Source organism: Roseovarius litoreus (genome assembly GCF_900142765.1).
GTDB lineage: Bacteria > Pseudomonadota > Alphaproteobacteria > Rhodobacterales > Rhodobacteraceae > Roseovarius > Roseovarius litoreus.
Genome location: NZ_FRCB01000001.1, coordinates 667,826 through 685,639, shown reverse-complemented (window position 1 = coordinate 685,639; position 17,814 = coordinate 667,826). Strand labels below are relative to the sequence as shown.

Here is a 17,814-nt window from a genome sequence, read left to right as displayed (position 1 = left end):
TCCCCCGGGATATTTCCGGCCAGAAGAAGCGCGCGGCGAGGGACCATGCCGCCAATCCTCTTGATAGAATGGGGGATCGACTGTATCTGACTCGCATGAAACGGATTTTCGACATGGATGATCGCGCGCGGCTGCCCTGGCGGTTCTTCGGCGCGTCCCTGACGGTGCTGGCCCGCCTATGAGGCGGGACCAGACCTGTTGAGCCAATTTCACACATCGCCAAACGGGAGAGGACCCATGTCCCCCAAGACACTCTATGACAAGATCTGGGATGCGCATCTGGTGCACGAGGCCGAGGATGGCACATCCCTTCTGTATATCGACCGCCACCTCGTCCACGAAGTGACCAGCCCGCAGGCTTTCGAGGGCCTGCGCATGGCGGGGCGCAAGGTGCGCAAGCCGGAAAACACCATTGCCGTGCCGGATCACAACGTCCCCACCACGCCGGACCGGCTGGAAGGCATCAAGAACGAGGAAAGCCGCATCCAGGTCGAGGCGCTGGACAAGAACGCGCGCGATTTCGGTATTCACTACTACCCGGTCAACGATATCCGCCAGGGGATCGTGCATATCGTCGGGCCTGAACAGGGCTGGACGCTGCCGGGCATGACCGTGGTCTGCGGTGACAGCCATACCGCCACCCATGGCGCGTTCGGCGCGCTGGCGCATGGCATCGGCACCTCGGAGGTGGAGCATGTCCTGGCCACCCAGACCCTGATCCAGACCAAGTCGAAGAACATGAAGGTCGAGATCACCGGCCAGTTGCGCCCCGGTGTCACCGCCAAGGACATCACCCTTTCGGTGATCGGCCGCACCGGCACCGCCGGCGGTACGGGCTATGTCATCGAATATTGCGGTGAGGCGATCCGTGGCCTGTCGATGGAAGGCCGCATGACCGTCTGCAACATGGCGATCGAAGGTGGCGCGCGTGCCGGCCTGATCGCGCCGGACGAAAAGACCTTCGAGTATATCAAGGGCCGCCCCCATGCACCCAAGGGCGCCCAGTGGGAAGCGGCGATGGCCTGGTGGCAGACGCTGTATTCCGATGACGACGCGCATTGGGACAAGGTCGTGACGCTCAAGGGCGAGGATATCGCGCCCGTGGTCACATGGGGCACCAGCCCCGAGGACGTGCTGCCCATCACCGATGTCGTTCCCGCGCCCGAGGATTTCACCGGCGGCAAGGTGGACGCCGCCCGTCGCGCGCTGGAATACATGGGCCTCAAGCCCGGTCAGAAGCTGAGCGATATCGAAATCGACACCGTCTTCATCGGCTCCTGCACCAATGGCCGGATCGAAGACTTGCGCGCCGCCGCCGCGATCGTCAAGGGCAAGAAGATCAAGGACGGTCTGCGCGCCATGGTCGTGCCCGGATCGGGCCTGGTCCGTGCCCAGGCCGAGGAAGAGGGGCTGGCCGATATCTTCAAGGAGGCCGGGTTCGAATGGCGTCTGGCGGGATGCTCCATGTGCCTTGCCATGAACCCCGATCAGCTCAGCCCCGGTGAGCGCTGCGCCGCCACCTCGAACCGCAATTTCGAAGGCCGACAGGGTCGCGGCGGGCGCACCCATCTGATGAGCCCCGCCATGGCCGCCGCCGCCGCCGTGACGGGCCGACTGACCGATGTCCGGGAGATGATGTGATGGAAAAGTTCAAGACACTCACCGGCGTCGCCGCGCCCATGCCGCTGATCAATGTCGATACCGACATGATCATCCCCAAGCAGTTCCTCAAGACCATCAAGCGCTCGGGGCTTGGCAAGAACCTGTTCGACGAGATGCGCTACGACGATGACGGCAACGAGCGGCCCGATTTCGTGCTGAACAAGCCGCAATATCGCGACGCCGAGATCCTTGTCGCGGGCGAGAATTTCGGCTGCGGCTCCTCGCGCGAGCATGCGCCCTGGGCGATCAAGGATTTCGGCATCCGCTGCGTCATCGCGCCCAGCTTTGCGGATATCTTCTTCAACAACTGCTTCAAGAACGGCATCCTGCCGATCGCCTTGCCGCAGGACAAGGTCGATATCCTGATGAAGGATGCCGAGAAAGGCTCGAACGCGCGGATGGTCGTCGATCTGGAAAACCAGACCGTGACCACCTCGGATGGGGAAACGATCGCGTTCGAGGTCGATCAGTTCAAGAAGCACTGCCTTCTGGAAGGTCTCGACGATATCGGCCTGACGCTTGAAAAGGCTTCGGCCATCGACACGTTCGAAGCCAGCGCCGCCACGTCCCGTCCCTGGGTCTGAGCGTCGCCGCAACCGGCTTTCTTGCCTATCTGACATGCCGCCGCCCGGCTCGCCCCGGCGGCGGTTTTTCCGTCGCACCTTTCTGCATGCGGGGCAGCTTGCGCGAATTGTGGCGGATTTTCCTTTTTCCCCAACATGTTGTGGCCAACCACAAGCCTGCCCAATTTCCGCACCGGAAATGATGCATTCCCGCACCACCCTTTCCATCAATCGGCCCCAAAAAACGGGTCCTGTTAACCAACAGGTTGAGCCGGGGGCTGAAAGTGGGCAAAAGTTGGACCAAATTGGGGCAAGCCGTCACATTTGGCGGGATCAAGTTGGAACAACGGCGTGGCATTGAACCGGGCCGGACCAGTTTGAAGGGAATCGGGTAGTGGTTTCACAGGTGGTAAATGCGCTTGCGCGCGCCGTTCTGGTGGCGTTGTTGATAGCGACGCCGTCGCTTCTGCTGCCTTCCGTGTCCTCCGATACGGCGCAGCTGGTGATGGTGCTGGCGATCCTTGCATCGCTGATGACCTTCATCGAATATTACGGGCGCTATCCCAGCATCATCGAGTTCCGCTTCGCGCCGCCCTTCAATCGGCTCAAGTTCGCGGGCCTGTTTCTGACGGTTCTGTTGCTCACCGTGATCCTGCGCGGCGAGGCCTATCCCTCGGAAATGACGATCTTCCTGACGACGCTCGGCAACGGGCTGGGGCAGGCGATCGACTTCCCTTATTCACCGGTGCGGCTGGTGGTGCTGATGTTGCCCGCGGATGCCAGCCCCGAGCTTGTCACCTCTGTGCGCACTGCGGCGGGGCTGTCCTATACGATCTCGATCGTGATGATGTTCGTCTTCATCACCTGCGTCCGCTTTCAGGGCTGGCCGATCCGCAATGGTGCGTTCAATGTCTGGGTGAACCTGCCGCTTTTCGATCCCACCGGCGGCGGGGATGTGCTCCATCGGCTCAAGCGTGATGCGGGTCTTAACATTGTGTTAGGAAGTTTGCTGCCATTCTTGATCCCGGCGGCGATCAAGGCGGCATCCGATCTCATCGACCCGATCTCGATCGCCAATTCGCAGACCCTGATCTGGACGATGACGGCATGGGCTTTCCTTCCCGCAAGCATGTTGATGCGCGGTATCGCGATGTCCCGCATCGCCGAGATGATCGAGGAAAAGCGCAGACGCGCCTATGCCCGCGCCGAATCCGAGGCGCTGCAGCAGGCCTGACAGCGCTTCTGACGGTCTGTTGGGCCTCGCTCGCGATGGCCGACAGCCTGCGCCTCGCCACCTTTCATACCGAGCTTGAGCGCGAAGGCCCCGGCCTTCTGTTGCGCGACATCCGGCGTGGCGACGATCCTCAGGTGCTCGCCGTGGTCGCCGTGATCGCGCGCGCGCGGGCCGATGTGATCGTGCTGCAGGGCATCGATTACGACATGGATCTGCTGGCTCTCTCGGCCTTGCGCGACAGCATCGCCCGAAAGGGGCTCGCGTATCCCCATCTCTTCGCGCTGAGACCCAATACCGGGATGCCCACCGGGCTCGACATGGATGGCGACGGGCGCACCGGTGACCCGTCAGACCGTCAGGGATACGGGGCTTTCTCGGGGCAGGGGGGCATGGCGATCCTGTCGCGCTATCCCTTCGATACCGCCCGACTGCAGGACTTCTCGGGACTGCTCTGGCCCGATCTTCCCGGTGCGCTGCTGCCCTCTCGCGATGGGGCACCCTTTCCCTCGGCACAGGCGCAGGCGGTGCAACGGCTGTCCTCGGTGGGGCATTGGGTGGTTCCGGTGATCCTGCCCTCGGGGCCGTTCCATGTCCTGACATACCATGCCACCACGCCGGTGTTCGACGGCCCCGAGGATCGCAATGGCCGCCGCAACCATGATGAAACCCGGTTCTGGCGCCTGTATCTGGATGGTGTCTTCGGGCCGGCGCCTTCGGCGCGTTTCGCACTTCTCGGAGCGATCAATCTGTCGCCGTCCGAGGGCGAGGGGCGCAAGGCGCCGCTTCTGGCGCTGCTGTCGGACGCCCGGCTTCGGGATGCGCGCCCCCGCCGTCCCGCAAGCCTGCGTCCCGATCCCTCACGCCGTGCCGATCCTTCGCTCGATACCGTCGACTGGCCGTCGCCCGGCCCCGGCCCCCGTCGCGTGGATTACATCCTGCCCTCTGCGGATCTGATCCTGCGGGACGCGGGCGTGGACTGGCCCGCCTCCGGCGCCGCTCTGGCCGAGGTCGAAACCGCCAGCCGCCACCGTCTTGTCTGGGTGGATATCGACCTTCCCTGAGCCTTGCGCGCCCCCATCGGCTTTCTTGACCATTCCCCGGCGACGGGATAGCGATTTGCGGAACTCTCAACTCTAAAGGACACGCCCAATGAGCAACCCCTCGCTTCTGATCCTGCCCGGCGATGGCATCGGCCCCGAAGTCATGGCCGAGGTCGTCAAGATCATCGACTGGTATGGTGCCAAGCGCGACATGCCCTTCGACGTCAGCGAGGATCTCGTCGGCGGCGCCGCCTATGACGCGCATGGCACACCGCTGCATGATGACACCATGGCCCGCGCCCAAGAGGTTGACGCGGTGCTCTTGGGTGCCGTCGGCGGCCCGGCCTATGACAACCTTGATTTCTCATTGAAGCCCGAACGCGGCCTTCTGCGTCTGCGCAAGGAAATGGACCTCTTCGCCAACCTGCGCCCGGCGCAATGCTTTGACGCTCTGGCCGATTTCTCCAGCCTCAAGCGGGACGTGGTCGCCGGGCTCGATATCATGATCGTCCGCGAGCTGACCTCGGGCGTCTATTTCGGCGAGCCGCGCGGCATCTTCGAAGAAGGCAACGAGCGTGTGGGCATCAACACCCAACGCTACACCGAGTCCGAGATCGACCGCGTCGCGCGCGCCGCCTTCGAACTGGCCCGCCGCCGTGGCAACAAGGTCTGCTCGATGGAAAAGGCCAACGTGATGGAATCCGGCATCCTGTGGCGCGAAGTGGTTCAAAAGGTGCATGACGCCGATTACGCGGATGTCGAGCTGACGCATATGTATGCCGATGCCGGCGCCATGCAGCTCACCCGCTGGCCCAAGCAATTCGACGTCATCGTGACCGACAACCTCTTTGGCGACATCCTGTCGGATCTGGCCGCGATGCTGACCGGCAGCCTTGGCATGCTGCCTTCGGCCAGCCTTGGCGCGCCGATGGCCAATGGCCGTCCCAAGGCGCTCTACGAGCCGGTGCATGGCTCGGCCCCCGATATCGCTGGGCAGGGCAAGGCCAACCCGATCGCCTGTATCCTCAGCTTCGCCATGGCGTTGCGCTACAGCTTCGATGCCGGGGACGAGGCGACGCGCCTTGAAAAGGCCGTCGAAAAGGTGCTGGCCGATGGTCTGCGCACCGCCGATCTTCTGGGCGACGAGGGCGTGCAGCCCGTCTCGACCTCGGAAATGGGCGATGCCGTGATCGCAGCCCTCGACGCCAGCCTCTAAACGCAGGCGCCGTCTGGCTCAGACATCCGGGGCGGTCCTGTCGGGCCGCCCCAAATGCTTGCCCAACGCGTGGTCATACTCTCCGATGCGCTGGACATTGTGCATGATCCGCGTGAGCCACCGCATCGCATCGGTGGTCTCGAACGTGTCCTGCACCGAATAGATCCCCGCATGCTCTCCCAGCAGCAGACCGCGCCGATGCCGCGCAAAGCGATGCGCCACCGGCCCTGCCATCCGCGCCATCCTTGCGCCGATATCGGACAGCTCCAGCCCCCGCTCTGGTGACAGGCAGCCCGCGAACCAATGTGCCGGGCGCTTCGTCACCGGCTCCCGGCCCAGCACGGGGATGAAGCCGCGCCGCCGGCTTTGCTCCAGCAGCCGCACCAGATGATCCGCCTGATGCATCAGCGCGGCAAAGGCAGCGGCCTCATCGGCCTTGTCCCTTGGCACCGATATGCGCGCCATGAAGTCCTTCAGATCGTCGAGCGCCATGCCCACCCGCGGCTCCAGCGCCGACAGCCGCCGCAGATCCCCTTGCGGTCCAAGCGCCGCCGCATACGCCGCAAAGACCTCGCGTGCGGCCCATGTCACCGTCCCATGCACCGCCTGCAGCGCGGCGCCCTCATCGCTCAGCAGGCGTGGGTCAAGCTGCGGCGCGCCGCCTCCGGCCTCGCTGGGCCGAAGCCGCTCCACCAGTGCCGCGAATTGCCCGGTCATCGGCAGAAACACCGCCGTCCCCAACAGGTTGAACCCGGTGTGAAACAGCACCAGGGCGGTATCCGGCCCGGTCCGCGCCGCAAGCTCTTCGAGCGGTGCCGCAAGCACCCACAACGCCGGAAACGCGATCAGCATGGTGCCCGCGTTGAACAGAAGGTTGGCAAGGGATGTCTGCTGCATCGCCCGCGATCCGCCAAGCGTTGCCAGAAGGGCCGTAAAGGTGGTGCCAAGGTTCATCCCGATCACGGCCGCGGCCGCCTGCACCAGCGGCAGCGCGCCCGTGGTCAGAAGAACCAGCACCACCGCAACCGCCGCCGACGAGGATTGCATCACCACCGTCAGCACGAGGCCCAATGCCGCCATCGCCAGCATTCCGCCAAGTCCACTGCCCGGCAAGCGTTCTGGCGTCAGCCAGTCGGCAGCACCCGCCAGCCCCTCCTGCATCATGTCCAGCCCGATGAACAGCAGGCTGAACCCCGCCACGATCCGCCCGATCCGCGCCGTGCGCGCTTGCGACAACAGCAGGCTCAGGCTCGCCGCGAACAGCAGCACCATCGCCACCGCGCCCAGCTTCAGCTTGAACCCCACCAGCGACACGATCCAGCCGGTCACCGTGGTGCCGATATTGGCGCCATAGATCACCCCGAGCGCATGTGGAAACGTCAGAAGCCCCGCGCCCACGAATCCCACCGTCATGACCGTCGTCGCCGACGAGGACTGGATCACAGCCGTGGTCGCGGCACCGCTGGCGACACCGCGCAGCGGCGTTGTCGTGAACCGCGCCAGCAACCGACGCAGATCGGCCCCCGCCGCCTCGCGCAGCGCCTCTGTCATGATCTTCATGCCCAGCAGGAACAAACCTATCCCGCCAAGGGCCGTCACCATCTGCATCATGTCGGCATCACCCCATGATGTCAGAATGTGGATCATCGCGTGTGAATACAAGCGCCCGCCCGAATCCCCCTTGCAAAGCGCAGCAACGATCTGTAATCGCCTGTTCCACGGTCGGAGTGTAGCTCAGCCTGGTAGAGCACTGTCTTCGGGAGGCAGGGGCCGGAGGTTCGAATCCTCTCACTCCGACCAATAAAACAAGGCGCCTTCGGGCGCCTTTTTTGTTGGAAAGACAGTGCGCCTTGGTTCGGTGAAGCTGAACGCGCACTGGCTCCTGACGCTTTCAGACGCGGCTGGAACGTTCGCGACTTGGTGCAGCCTCTACAGCAAACACAGTCCCCACGGCGCGATCGGATGCAACGTCCCGATTGCCATGCATTATCCCGATCGCGTCACCAGCCCGTCATCGTGAGACAGTGACCTGACCCCGTCAGCGACAGGATCAGCGTCACCGCATATCTCATGGATCACCCGCGCCTTTTGGGTCTGCGCAGCATACCCAACCCGGCAAGCCCGCCGATCAGCAGCCATGCCCCTGCGGGCAGCGGGATCTGCGACGGCGATGTGCCATTGCCCACAAGGAACGTCATCGCCTGACCCTCGAACGTGTTGAACCCGCCCAGTGCGAACGTGTCATCGAACAAGGCGACACGACCAAAGCTTTTCTGTCCACCCACGTTGAATACAGGGCCGAAACTTCCCTCGAACGCATTGAAGCTGCCGGATCCGACGGTCAAGTTTCCCTTGAGCAGGTCAAGATCGAACTCGGCCCCGAAATCAAAGCCGGTGGTGCTGCGCAACATCGCCTGCGTGAAAAACGTGGGCGTTGCCACTGTCGTGCCAAACAGGGTGAAATCAGGCAATTCCTCCCAAAGACCGGACCAGCTGCTTGCGAGGCCGATGCCCGCGATGTCAACTTGCTTGTCAAAGGACAGATCGACCATCAGCTCCTGTGTCAGCCGGAAGGTCTGGAACAGACTGATGGTGGGGCCGACTTCAATATCCAGCAAGTCAACAGACCCCGAGACGAACTGCCCGAAATCCGCACGGATGCCAAGCGGCGGAAGCACGCCCGCATATGTCAGCAACCCATCGATATCGGCCTTCAGGGCAAGAAAATCGGCTGTTCCGTCAAGTGTGATGTCCTCGTCACCGGCGTTTGTCTGGCCATCGAGTGCCAACAAGGGAACTTTGGCGTCGACGCGTGCAAGTTCGACAAACAGGCCGCTACCTGGTTCAGTGGAGTCGACCACTGTGTCCTTCTTGGTTTTCGGGTCGTTCGGATCGCCCGGTGCGCCAGTGTCGTTGTTGACGTTGGTGTTGAACTCCAACTTCCTTGTCACCAGATCGGCTTCAAGTGACGTAGGCACATCACCAATCGGCGTGGACAGTTTCACCGCCTCAGGCAGAAACCCGTCCAGGTAATTGATTTCATTCGGGTCAATCGAGATCAACTCTTTGCGGAAGCCATCGACATCGATCAGGTTGGTACTCCCCGATGAGCATCCTCCGACAACGCAGCCGGTGGTCGACACATCGAGGGTGATATCCGCAACCACATCCAGTGAGGCTTCAGCGGTCGGGGATTGAGAGTCCAAAGACCCTGAAACCAGCTCGGCACTTGTGGTCAGAGAGACAATCTGCCCTTTTTCCACGGGCGTGCCCGGAATATCGGCATGTGCGACATATTCCAGACGCGATCCGACCGAGCCTGCGTCAAGCGCATAGTTCAACTCAAGCCCCGCCCTGCCGGAGGTTGAAATTGATGCTTCTGCCCCCGTAGTGGTGTCAATCCTGGTGGTCAGGGTCGCCGCCGGCGCGGTCCCGCAGCTTGTGAACGGCAGCGCGTTACAGATATTCCATGCGATACGTTTCGGGTTCGGATAGCTGAAAGAGGTCGCACCGCCGACAAAGCCTCCGAACTCTTCGGATTCGCTCCAAGGGTCAGGGCCGATGAATACGGTATCGGCCAACCTTGTGGCGCTCCCGCTCCCCCATGCGCTTTGTCTGGTTTCTGTCTCAAGCACGATACCGGATTGCTGGTAGGTCGCCGCCTGTGCCGCCAAAGGCAAGAGACACGCACCTATAACTATAAATCCCTGTTTCATTAATTTTGCTCCCTTGAATAAGGACTTGAATGAAAAATCGCCCGTCTCTTATTACCAGGCAGCGTATAGTCACCCATCGACCCGCAAATCCGGATCGCGGATTTATTCTGTTTGTGGAACCGTCAGAGCGATAGCTCCGGATTATTGAATACAGCTCTAGTCGATCTAAATTTCCGAGCACCGGATCGGGGGCGCCCTATCGAAATGCTACGTTAAAAGTCGGATCGAATACCGGACGGTTTTCGTGAAAACGACCCGATTTTTGGCCCAAATTCGGCAAATCGTCCGATTATCGGACGAAAATCGATAAATCGCTTCGTCATCCCCCCCTTTTTAGCAATCATAAGATGCATGGACCGATTCGATTCCCGCATTCTTGAAATAATGCAGAAAAACTCCCGGCTGACGGCCGAGGCCTTGTCTCGGGAAGTTGGCCTGTCGCCTGACGCGTGCCGCAAGCGTCTGGCCCGGTTGCGCGCGTCTGGCGTCATCGAAGCTGAAATCGCTCTCCTCGATCCCACTCGCATCGGACGGGGGTTGATGCTGATCGTCGAAGTCTCCCTGCAGCGTGAGCGCAAGGCCGATCTGGAACACTTCAAGGCGCGCATGCGCGACGCCCCCGAAGTCATGCAGTGCTATTACGTCACCGGAGACGCGGACTTCATTCTGCTCGTCTCGGCCCGTGATATGGCTGATTTCGAAAACTTTACGTCGGAATATTTTTTCGAAGAAGAAAACATCCTTCGGTTTCGCACCAGTGCCGTGATGAACCGTGTCAAAACCGGCTTTTCGATGCCGGTTGAAACAAGACCCTAACGGACGTTCTGGCTTGCGGATGATGCGCGCATCATCTTCCCGACGCTCCGGCCATCTGAACCGCCGCAGCTTACCTCACTTGAAGCGCGACCGCAGAGTATTGCTCAGCATATCCACAAGCGTCACGCAGCCGAGGATGACCAGCAGAAGCGCTGCGACCTGCGGATAATCCAGCAGCCGCAACGATCCGACCAGCTCCGTGCCGATCCCGCCCGCACCGACCATGCCCATAACAGTCGACGCGCGGAAATTGTATTCCCACCGGTACATGCTGACATCGGCGAATTGCGGAAACACTTGTGGCAGCACACCATGCAGGATCACCTGCATCCGCGTCGCCCCCGAGGCTTCGGTCGCCTCGATAGGGGCCGGATGCGCGTGCTCGATCGCTTCGGCAAAGAACTTCCCGACCATGCCGACGGAATGCAGACCCAGAGCCAGCACACCCGGCAGCATCCCGAAGCCCACAGCGGCGACAAAGATGATGCCCAGGATCAGTTCCGGGATCGAGCGCAGCGTGTTGAGCACGAAACGTGCGCATTGATACGCGATCTTGTTGGGGGTCGTGTTCCGCGCGGCCAGAAACCCCAAGGGCAGGGACAGCGCGATGGCAAGCGCCGTTCCGGCAATCGACATCGCCAGTGTTTCCAGAAGCGGGTCGACCCAATCGCGCCAGCGCCCGAAATCCGGTGGAATCATCTCGGTGACCAGAACGCCTATGGCCGGCAGTCCCTGGGCCAGACGGTCGCCGTCCAGCATACCGGTCAGCCAAAGCGACAGGATGACAATGGCCAGGACGCCAAGAATTTGAAGGAACACTATGCGCCGCCCCTTGCTGTCCTCGGCGAGGATCATCTCGGGATCGGTAAGGATGGGCGTCTCGGCTATGGGGCGGCGCATGTCGGACCCTTTCGTCGCTGGCTTAGTTGGACTGGAGGTTTTTGCGGATGTCGCGGATGATGTCATAATCCGCGTCGGTGATCGCCGCGAAGCCATCTGCCTTGAACGGCTTCAACACCGCGTCTCCGGCTTCCGTGCCACGCTCAAGCGACAGGAACGCGTCCTTGATGCCCTGCTCCAGAGCCTCGGTCATGTCGGTGCGCAGAACCCAAGGGTACTGGGGGATGTCGGCGGAATATCCGATGACCACCACCTTGGCCGGATCAACCGTGCCTTTCGCCACAAGGCTTTCGAAAATCGGGCGGCTCAACCCGCCGACGGCGGCATTGCCCAGTTCGACATTGCGGGCCACGGCATCATGCGCACCGGTAAAGTTCTGCTTGTAGTCGTCGCCTTCCGTGACGCCTTCCAGCATCATGGTGTATTTCGGTGCAAAATGGCTCGAGGTCGACGCCTGATCGCCAAACGCCACGTCGATACCGCTGCCCTCGATATCATCGATCGAGTCGATGCCGCTTTCGGCATTCGCGATCAGCACGGATTGATAGGTGGTGCTGCCATCCTTCACACGCGCGGCGAACGGCTCGATATCCAGATCGCCACCCGCCATCTTGGCTTTCGCGATCGTATAGGATGCAGGTCCGAAATAGGCCACGTCCACACGACCAAACCGCATCGCTTCGATCATCGACGAATAGTCGGTCGTCACGATCAGTTCGATGTCCTTGCCAAGGGTCTCTTCCAGATAGGCCGCCAGCGGCTTGTTGTCCTGGATGACTGTGGCCGCGTTTTCGTCGGGCAGCAGGGCGACGCGCAGCGTGTCGGGGTCATGATCGCCCGCGGCAAAGGCTGCGGTTGTGCCCAGAAGCAGGGCGGTAAAGGTCAGGATCGTCTTCATTGTTGGTCTCCCAGGGTTGATGAAGTCAGGTGGAGCTGTCCGTTTGCGCGCCATAGATGCGCGTCAGGGCGGCGTCGCTCAGGGTTTCGGGCGGTCCGTCAAACACGATCTTGCCCCCCGAAAGTCCGATGATCCGGTCGGCATAGGCCTTGGCGAAATCAAGCTGATGCAGGCTGACGATCACGGGGATGCGATCCTCGCGACAGACATCGCGCAGAATGGTCATCACGCGGTTGGATGACGCCGGATCGAGCGATGCAATCGGCTCATCCGCAAGGATCAGCTTGGGCTCCTGAGTCAGGGCACGCGCGATGCCGACCCTTTGCTGCTGGCCCCCAGACAGGCTGTCGCAGCGCGTCAGCGCCTTGTCGAACAAGCCCACTCGATCAAGAGCATCCAGCGCAAGGCGTCGCTCGGCCATGGAAAAACCGATCATGCTGCTCCATACGGAATGCCGGCCAAGACGCGAAATCAGCACGTTCCGCAAGGCGCCCATGCGCCCGATCAGTTGGTGCTGCTGGAAAATCATCGCGGTATCGCGACGATGGGCGCGGATATCTGCGGCCGTTTTCAGCGCGCCATGCCCCGTGGCCAGGATCGTGCCGGCGGTGGGCCGCGTCAGCATGTTCAAGGTCCGCAGCAAGGTTGACTTGCCGGCACCCGACGGCCCAAGCAGCACGGTCAGTTCACCATCCGAGAATTGGCAGGTCGTCTCGTGCAGCGCCCGTGTCGCGTTTGGATAGACAACCTCGATCCCATGCAGGCTCAAGATATCGGTTGCGGCAAGCTTTGGTGACCCATCCATGGCATCGATTCTCCTTCGTATCGGCATTTCGATAACCAATGTTTAAGACACTTTTATTACATATTGCGATAACCCGGAAATCCTGCTAGCCAAACTCCAGATTGCCCGGAGGAGTGCTGATGCAGACCAAGATCGTGGTCCCGAACTGGATCGAAACCGAAACCATCGCGCGCCTTCAGACGGTTGGCGAGGTTGTTGCGAACACCGAACGCGAACCTGTCTCTCCCGATGCCCTGCGCGCGTCCTGCCGCGATGCGGCGGCGGTCATGGCCTTCATGACCGAATGTATCGATGACGATTTCCTTGCGGTCTGCCCTGATCTGAAAATCGTGGCCGGCGCCTTGAAAGGCTTCGACAATCTGGACGTAGACGCCTGCACCCGTCGCGGTGTTCTGGTCACCTATGTTCCGGACCTGTTGACCGAACCGACAGCAGAGCTGGCACTTGGTTTGATGATCGCATTGGCCCGCAACATGCGCGCGGGCGACAGCTATGTCAGATCGGGTGAGTTTGCCGGCTGGCGTCCCCGCTTCTACGGTGGCAGCATTCAAGGCGCGACGGTCGGCGTGATCGGCGCAGGCGCCGTCGGACGCGAGACGATGCGTCTCTTGTCAGGGTTCCGGGGAAGCCGACTTTACTTCGACGAAGAGCGTCTTGATCCGACCACTGAAAAAGCGCTCGCCGCTCAATATGCGCCGCTGGATGCGGTGATCTCGACATCTGATTTCGTCGTGTTGGCCTTGCCGTTGACGCCGCGTACCCTGCATATCGTGAATGCTGATTTTCTGAAACGCATGAAACCCGGCGCCTATCTGGTCAATCCGGCGCGCGGATCACTTGTTGATGAAGCGGCGGTAGCTGCGGCCTTGAACGCGGGCGATCTTGCCGGATATGCGGCGGATACCTTTGAAATGGAAGATTGGCACAGGCCGGACCGACCGCGCCATATCCATCCCGATATCCTGGCCAGCGACCGCACCGTGCTCAGCCCCCATATCGGCTCGGCCGTCACCGATGTCAGGCGCCAGATCGCCGCGTCCGCCGCCGATTGCATCATCACCACCCTCAAGGGCGGCTGCCCCGAGAACGCTCTCAACCCCGAGGTCCTCGATCGATGAACCTGACCCTCCTGCAAAGTTTTGTCGCATTGGCCGAGGCCGGCAGTTTTCAGGCTGCCGCCGAACGGATCGGCATCGCTCAGCCGACATTGTCCCAGCACCTCAAGAAGCTGGAAAGCGATCTCGGGGCCGAGCTTGTCAGCCGCAACCATTCCGGCAGCCGTCTGACCCCTGCGGGCGCGCGTTTTCTGCCGCATGCCCAGCAGGTTCTGGCCTCGGCCACACGGGCACGGGACGCCGCTCTGTCGGACACCCTCAAGATCGGCTGCAGTGGCAACATCGCCTCGTATTTCATGCCGCAGAATCTGGCGGCGTTTCTGGCGACCCAGGACACCAAGATGCTGTGGGAGGTCGTGTCGGCCCCAAATCCCAAGATCGCCGAGATGCTCCTGACCGGCGAGGTTGACCTTGCCGCGATGGAATGGCCCTTGTCGCATGCCGCAGTCTCCGCCAAGGCTTGGGCGCGCGAAGAGATGGTGATCATCCTGCCGCCCGATCATGCGTTTGCCACACGGTCCGAGATCACCTTCGAGGAACTCAAGACGCTTCGCATTCTGGGCGGTGAACGTGGCACGGGGACCGGAACGCTGCTGAACGACGCCCTTGGCCCACAGGCCGCCGAATTGAACACAGTGGGCAATCTGGGGTCTACCGAAGCGGTCAAGCGCGCTGTTGCCGCCGGCTTGGGGGCCTCCATCGTGCTGGCGCGCTCGGTTCTGTCGGAAGTTGCCTCGGGGGATCTGGCCATCTGCCGCTTGAAGGGCAAAGCGCTGACGAAACCTTTTTACCTCGCCATTCTCAAGGACAGCGCCGCTGCCGTCCCAGCCGCGCGTATGTTGGATTTTCTGATCCCCGAACCCGCATAGGCCGATTATCGGCCCGCCTCTCTATCGTCTGGCCATCGCTCGGCGCGGTGGCCCCCGCGATTCCTGAAGCGGCCTCTATTGCGGCGAACGACAGAATCGGTCGCCCGCAGGGCCGCCGTTTCATGATCCCGACCGGCCCCACGCGGTCATGTCACGCCGCGATCCGGGGGTGAGTCCCGGCGCAACACGCATTCTGTCCCAGAATCACGGTAGAAAACCGCATCAGACCCGCAAGAATTTCAGCTTCTTCGCCATTGAATGTCCTGCGCTGTCAGACGGATTCCCGCCATTTTCCCGACATCGAGACGTGTCCTGCGCCCTATGGCGCCTCATCGCTCTTTCGATAGTGACGACACCGCGTCCGCGAAGTCGCTCTTCAGAATCTCCAGCCCCAGCGACGACAGCCCGGCAACGCCGATCGCAATCGCAACGGCCATCGTCATTACCATCATGTAGTCTTGCAGCCATCGCATCCGTCAGCCCTTCCACAGCGTCACAGGTCTTGTCCTGAAAGCAGCTATACCGCCCCATGCGCAGCTCGGGATCAGACGATGGTCCATGACTTTTCGGGACGTGGCTATCGGAGGATAAATGGCGAAATCCGGGACTCGGAAACTTCATTTGCGCCAAATTTTTTCCCATGTCCTTGGGCTTTCTAAGCCTCAGACCTGAGCCGCCCGGCGCCGAACGACACGGCCCGAACGGTCTTCAGGCGCCTTGACCTACAAGACTTACAATCAGATCCAGGAGACAGAAATGATCAAGTTTTTCAAAAAGTTCCGCTCGGAAGAAGATGGCGCAGTCACGGTGGATTGGGTGGTGCTGACGGCCTCCGTCGTGGGCCTTGCCGTCGGCGGTGTCGTTGTGATCAAGGACGGTGTTGACGGTCTGGCCGGCAATATCGGAACCGAACTCAGCTCGGCAACCGTCATTGGCCTGGGTGAACTGGGACAGGACACGCAGAGCACCCAAGAGACAACCACTCAGTAACCTTGCACCGGACAAAATGAGCGGCGGGCCGGACAGTGTCTTGTTCGGCCTGCTGCCGGCGACAGCCAAATGATCGGCTCAGGTCGTGCTCAACGCGCCCACCCGCCAGTCGCTCTCCTCGATGCCGAAACGGTTGATCCGGGAATAGAGTGTCGTCGGCCTGACCCCCAGAAGCTCCGCCGCCCCACCCGGCCCCGACACCTTGCCGCCCGTTTCCCGCAAGCAGGCGATCAGGTTGTCGCGGATCATGCGGTCCATCTCGGCCTCGGTGCGGATCGGCGCGCCGTCGCTGTTGGTGCCGGACTGCGCCAGCCCCAGTTCCAGAATGATCTTGCCCCCACCCGAAACGATCGCCGCGCGCTCAAGCACGTTGCGCAATTCGCGCACATTGCCGGGCCACCGATAGTCCATCATCTGCTGCACCGCCCGTTCGGTGATGGTGGGCTGCGCAAGGTTCAACCGCCTGCAGGTAATGCCCAGCAGATGCGAAGCCAGCACCGGGATATCCTCGAGTCGTTCGCGCAACGGGGCGCAACTGATCGGAAAGACGTTCAGGAAGAACAACAAATCCTCCCGCAGCTTGCCGGATTTCACCGCCCGGTCCGGCGTGTCGTTCATCGCCGCGATCACATGCAGGTCAAGCGCCTTGGCCCGCGTATCGCCCAGCCGTGTGACGGTCCCTGTCTGAAGCGTCTGCAACAGCCTGCCCTGCGTCTCCAACGGCAATTCCGAGATGTCGTCCAGAAACAGCGTGCCGCCATGCGCCAGTTCCAGCTTGCCGGGCTTGTCCCGGGTCGATCCGGGAAAGGCGCCGCGCACCTGCCCGAACAGCTCGGCCTCGATATCGTCCGGTGACACCGCGCCGCATTTGAACGTGATCATCGCCCGCCGCGACCGCGCGCTGGCCTTGTGGATGGCGTTGGCCACCAACGCCTTGCCGGTGCCGGTCTCGCCGGTAATCAGAACCGTCGCATCGGTGGGCGCGACCAGATCGATCCGGGTGCGGATCTGCTTGACCGCCGGGGAGGATCCGACAATGTCGTGATGCGCCCGCTCCGAGGTGATGGCCTCCTGAAGATAGGCGTTCTCCTGCTCCAGCTGGTCTCGCAGCAGGGCCACCTCCTGCAACGCCTCGTGCAGCTTGCGTTCGTTTTCCTTGCGCTCGGTGATGTCGCGGAAAATCACCACGGCGCCCACAAGCACCTGTTGGTCATAGATCGGGGTCGAGACGTATTCTACACGGATCGGCTTGCCATCCTTGCGCCAGAACACCTCGTCATCCACGCGGTTGATCTTCTCGAAGCGGAACGATTGGTAGATCTTGCATTGATGGGCGGGATACACATCGCCGTTCAGGTGGTGATGGTGGATGATCGCGTGGATGTTGCGGCCCAGAAGATCCTCCCCGGTCCAACCCAGCATCTCGCGCGCCGCGCGGTTGACGAAGGTGGTCTTTCCCTCGGCATTCACCCCATAGATCCCTTCGCCGGCCGCGTTCAGGATCAACTGGTTCTCGCGCTCGAGTTCCGCAAAGAACCGCTCCGCGCGCTTCCATTCGCTCAGCCCGGCGCGGTGCATCTTGGCTGTCTCGACCATCGCGGTTCGACGTTCGAACGCGGTCAGATCGGTCAGCACCAGCAGGACCAGCCCCGGGTGATCCGGCAGGGGCCGCGCCCTGATCTCGCAGCGCACGGTCTGTCCCTCAAGCGATGTCAGCCCCACATCGCGGGTCCAGCTTTCGCCGCGATGATCCACCTCTTCCATGAACACCACGAACCTCGGCAGAGACGGCCCAAGCAAGCCGGAAAACCGTATGTCCCCCGGCGCTTCGCTCTGGCCCGTCAGCAGTTTCGCCGCCGCCTCGTTCCACCCCGCGACCCTGTCCGAGGCCGTGTCCACCACCACCGCCGCCTGAGGCAGGGCGCTCACGAGGGAATCAATCATGGTCTGCGCATCGGTCATGCCGATCAGCATAGCCGGATTTGAAACC

General features: G+C 61.8%; 17 protein-coding genes and 1 tRNA gene. 11 read left to right on the top strand and 7 right to left on the bottom strand.

The genetic code is table 11. The features are described from left to right. Nucleotides 1-68: 68 nt before the first annotated feature. The 6 genes from F3H35_RS19000 to leuB all read left to right on the top strand — a co-directional run bounded on the left by F3H35_RS19000 (nucleotide 69) and on the right by leuB (nucleotide 5,715). Nucleotides 69-182, top strand: coding sequence for an isopropylmalate isomerase (locus tag F3H35_RS19000; protein WP_223228294.1), 114 nt, complete (start codon nucleotides 69-71; stop codon nucleotides 180-182). Between the two features lie 55 nt (nucleotides 183-237). Then, entirely contained in the window at nucleotides 238-1,641 is a 1,404-nt protein-coding gene (gene leuC, locus F3H35_RS03340; RefSeq protein ID WP_149778207.1) for a 3-isopropylmalate dehydratase large subunit, read from the top strand. After that, entirely contained in the window at nucleotides 1,641-2,246 is a 606-nt protein-coding gene (gene leuD, locus F3H35_RS03335) for a 3-isopropylmalate dehydratase small subunit (protein WP_149778206.1), read from the top strand. The genes leuC and leuD overlap by 1 nt, the downstream gene beginning before the upstream one ends. A 373-nt stretch (nucleotides 2,247-2,619) precedes the next feature. Next, nucleotides 2,620-3,459 (top strand): hypothetical protein, encoded by an 840-nt coding sequence (locus F3H35_RS03330; protein WP_149778205.1) that lies wholly within the window; start codon nucleotides 2,620-2,622, stop codon nucleotides 3,457-3,459. 35 nt (nucleotides 3,460-3,494) lie between these two features. Beyond that, complete coding sequence (locus tag F3H35_RS03325; protein ID WP_149778204.1) at nucleotides 3,495-4,520, top strand: endonuclease/exonuclease/phosphatase family protein; 1,026 nt, start codon at nucleotides 3,495-3,497, stop codon at nucleotides 4,518-4,520. A gap of 88 nt (nucleotides 4,521-4,608) precedes the next feature. Further along, on the top strand, nucleotides 4,609-5,715 hold the full coding sequence (gene leuB, locus F3H35_RS03320; protein ID WP_149778203.1) for a 3-isopropylmalate dehydrogenase: 1,107 nt from the start codon (nucleotides 4,609-4,611) through the stop codon (nucleotides 5,713-5,715). 18 nt (nucleotides 5,716-5,733) lie between these two features. On the opposite strand, the gene F3H35_RS03315 is transcribed toward leuB, so the two are convergent. Then, nucleotides 5,734-7,362, bottom strand: coding sequence for a Na/Pi cotransporter family protein (locus F3H35_RS03315; RefSeq protein ID WP_223228293.1), 1,629 nt, complete (start codon nucleotides 7,360-7,362; stop codon nucleotides 5,734-5,736). Between the two features lie 76 nt (nucleotides 7,363-7,438). Between F3H35_RS03315 and F3H35_RS03310 the strand changes: the two genes are divergently transcribed. After that, nucleotides 7,439-7,515, top strand: a tRNA-Pro gene (locus F3H35_RS03310). A 275-nt stretch (nucleotides 7,516-7,790) separates the two neighbouring features. Here the strand turns inward: F3H35_RS03310 and F3H35_RS03305 are convergent. Beyond that, on the bottom strand, nucleotides 7,791-9,296 hold the full coding sequence (locus F3H35_RS03305; protein WP_188129847.1) for a VPLPA-CTERM sorting domain-containing protein: 1,506 nt from the start codon (nucleotides 9,294-9,296) through the stop codon (nucleotides 7,791-7,793). Between the two features lie 486 nt (nucleotides 9,297-9,782). On the opposite strand from F3H35_RS03305, the gene F3H35_RS03300 reads away from it, so the two are divergent. Then, the gene (locus F3H35_RS03300) at nucleotides 9,783-10,247 is read left to right on the top strand and encodes an Lrp/AsnC family transcriptional regulator (protein WP_149778201.1); all 465 of its coding nucleotides are present in this window, start codon (nucleotides 9,783-9,785) and stop codon (nucleotides 10,245-10,247) included. 75 nt (nucleotides 10,248-10,322) lie between these two features. Here F3H35_RS03300 and phnE read toward each other — a convergent pair whose 3' ends face one another. From phnE to phnC, 3 genes are read right to left on the bottom strand one after another with little or no spacing between them, the layout of a single operon-like run. Continuing rightward, nucleotides 10,323-11,147, bottom strand: a complete 825-nt coding sequence (gene phnE / locus F3H35_RS03295) for a phosphonate ABC transporter, permease protein PhnE (RefSeq protein ID WP_149778200.1) — start codon at nucleotides 11,145-11,147, stop codon at nucleotides 10,323-10,325. A 22-nt stretch (nucleotides 11,148-11,169) separates the two neighbouring features. Then, nucleotides 11,170-12,045: a phosphate/phosphite/phosphonate ABC transporter substrate-binding protein gene (gene phnD / locus F3H35_RS03290; protein WP_149778199.1), complete on the bottom strand. Its 876-nt coding sequence runs from the start codon at nucleotides 12,043-12,045 to the stop codon at nucleotides 11,170-11,172. Between the two features lie 25 nt (nucleotides 12,046-12,070). Continuing rightward, nucleotides 12,071-12,850, bottom strand: coding sequence for a phosphonate ABC transporter ATP-binding protein (phnC, locus tag F3H35_RS03285; RefSeq protein WP_149778198.1), 780 nt, complete (start codon nucleotides 12,848-12,850; stop codon nucleotides 12,071-12,073). Between the two features lie 119 nt (nucleotides 12,851-12,969). On the opposite strand from phnC, the gene F3H35_RS03280 reads away from it, so the two are divergent. Both F3H35_RS03280 and F3H35_RS03275 read left to right on the top strand, forming a co-directional pair. Further along, nucleotides 12,970-13,968 (top strand): NAD(P)-dependent oxidoreductase, encoded by a 999-nt coding sequence (locus tag F3H35_RS03280; RefSeq protein ID WP_149778197.1) that lies wholly within the window; start codon nucleotides 12,970-12,972, stop codon nucleotides 13,966-13,968. Further along, on the top strand, nucleotides 13,965-14,834 hold the full coding sequence (locus tag F3H35_RS03275; protein ID WP_149778196.1) for a LysR family transcriptional regulator: 870 nt from the start codon (nucleotides 13,965-13,967) through the stop codon (nucleotides 14,832-14,834). Before F3H35_RS03280 ends, F3H35_RS03275 begins: the two co-directional genes overlap by 4 nt. Nucleotides 14,835-15,163: 329 nt before the next feature. On the opposite strand, the gene F3H35_RS18760 is transcribed toward F3H35_RS03275, so the two are convergent. Next, complete coding sequence (locus F3H35_RS18760; protein WP_188129846.1) at nucleotides 15,164-15,307, bottom strand: hypothetical protein; 144 nt, start codon at nucleotides 15,305-15,307, stop codon at nucleotides 15,164-15,166. 283 nt (nucleotides 15,308-15,590) lie between these two features. On the opposite strand from F3H35_RS18760, the gene F3H35_RS03270 reads away from it, so the two are divergent. Then, a complete protein-coding gene (locus tag F3H35_RS03270; protein ID WP_149778195.1) occupies nucleotides 15,591-15,824 on the top strand; it encodes a hypothetical protein in 234 nt (77 codons plus the stop codon). Between the two features lie 78 nt (nucleotides 15,825-15,902). On the opposite strand, the gene F3H35_RS03265 is transcribed toward F3H35_RS03270, so the two are convergent. After that, entirely contained in the window at nucleotides 15,903-17,768 is a 1,866-nt protein-coding gene (locus F3H35_RS03265) for a sigma 54-interacting transcriptional regulator (protein ID WP_223228292.1), read from the bottom strand. Nucleotides 17,769-17,814 lie beyond the last annotated feature (46 nt).

What these genes read in the sequence shown, in the direction of transcription:
- F3H35_RS19000 (WP_223228294.1), top strand. Translation starts at nt 69, where the DNA reads ATGGGGGATCGACTGTATCTGACTCGCATGAAACGGATTTTCGACATG.
- leuC (WP_149778207.1), top strand. Translation starts at nt 238, where the DNA reads ATGTCCCCCAAGACACTCTATGACAAGATCTGGGATGCGCATCTGGTG.
- leuD (WP_149778206.1), top strand. Translation starts at nt 1,641, where the DNA reads ATGGAAAAGTTCAAGACACTCACCGGCGTCGCCGCGCCCATGCCGCTG.
- F3H35_RS03325 (WP_149778204.1), top strand. Translation starts at nt 3,495, where the DNA reads ATGGCCGACAGCCTGCGCCTCGCCACCTTTCATACCGAGCTTGAGCGC.
- leuB (WP_149778203.1), top strand. Translation starts at nt 4,609, where the DNA reads ATGAGCAACCCCTCGCTTCTGATCCTGCCCGGCGATGGCATCGGCCCC.
- F3H35_RS03315 (WP_223228293.1), bottom strand. Translation starts at nt 7,362, where the DNA reads ATGATCCACATTCTGACATCATGGGGTGATGCCGACATGATGCAGATG.
- F3H35_RS03300 (WP_149778201.1), top strand. Translation starts at nt 9,783, where the DNA reads ATGGACCGATTCGATTCCCGCATTCTTGAAATAATGCAGAAAAACTCC.
- phnE (WP_149778200.1), bottom strand. Translation starts at nt 11,147, where the DNA reads ATGCGCCGCCCCATAGCCGAGACGCCCATCCTTACCGATCCCGAGATG.
- phnD (WP_149778199.1), bottom strand. Translation starts at nt 12,045, where the DNA reads ATGAAGACGATCCTGACCTTTACCGCCCTGCTTCTGGGCACAACCGCA.
- phnC (WP_149778198.1), bottom strand. Translation starts at nt 12,850, where the DNA reads ATGGATGGGTCACCAAAGCTTGCCGCAACCGATATCTTGAGCCTGCAT.
- F3H35_RS03280 (WP_149778197.1), top strand. Translation starts at nt 12,970, where the DNA reads ATGCAGACCAAGATCGTGGTCCCGAACTGGATCGAAACCGAAACCATC.
- F3H35_RS03275 (WP_149778196.1), top strand. Translation starts at nt 13,965, where the DNA reads ATGAACCTGACCCTCCTGCAAAGTTTTGTCGCATTGGCCGAGGCCGGC.
- F3H35_RS18760 (WP_188129846.1), bottom strand. Translation starts at nt 15,307, where the DNA reads ATGCGATGGCTGCAAGACTACATGATGGTAATGACGATGGCCGTTGCG.
- F3H35_RS03270 (WP_149778195.1), top strand. Translation starts at nt 15,591, where the DNA reads ATGATCAAGTTTTTCAAAAAGTTCCGCTCGGAAGAAGATGGCGCAGTC.
- F3H35_RS03265 (WP_223228292.1), bottom strand. Translation starts at nt 17,768, where the DNA reads ATGATTGATTCCCTCGTGAGCGCCCTGCCTCAGGCGGCGGTGGTGGTG.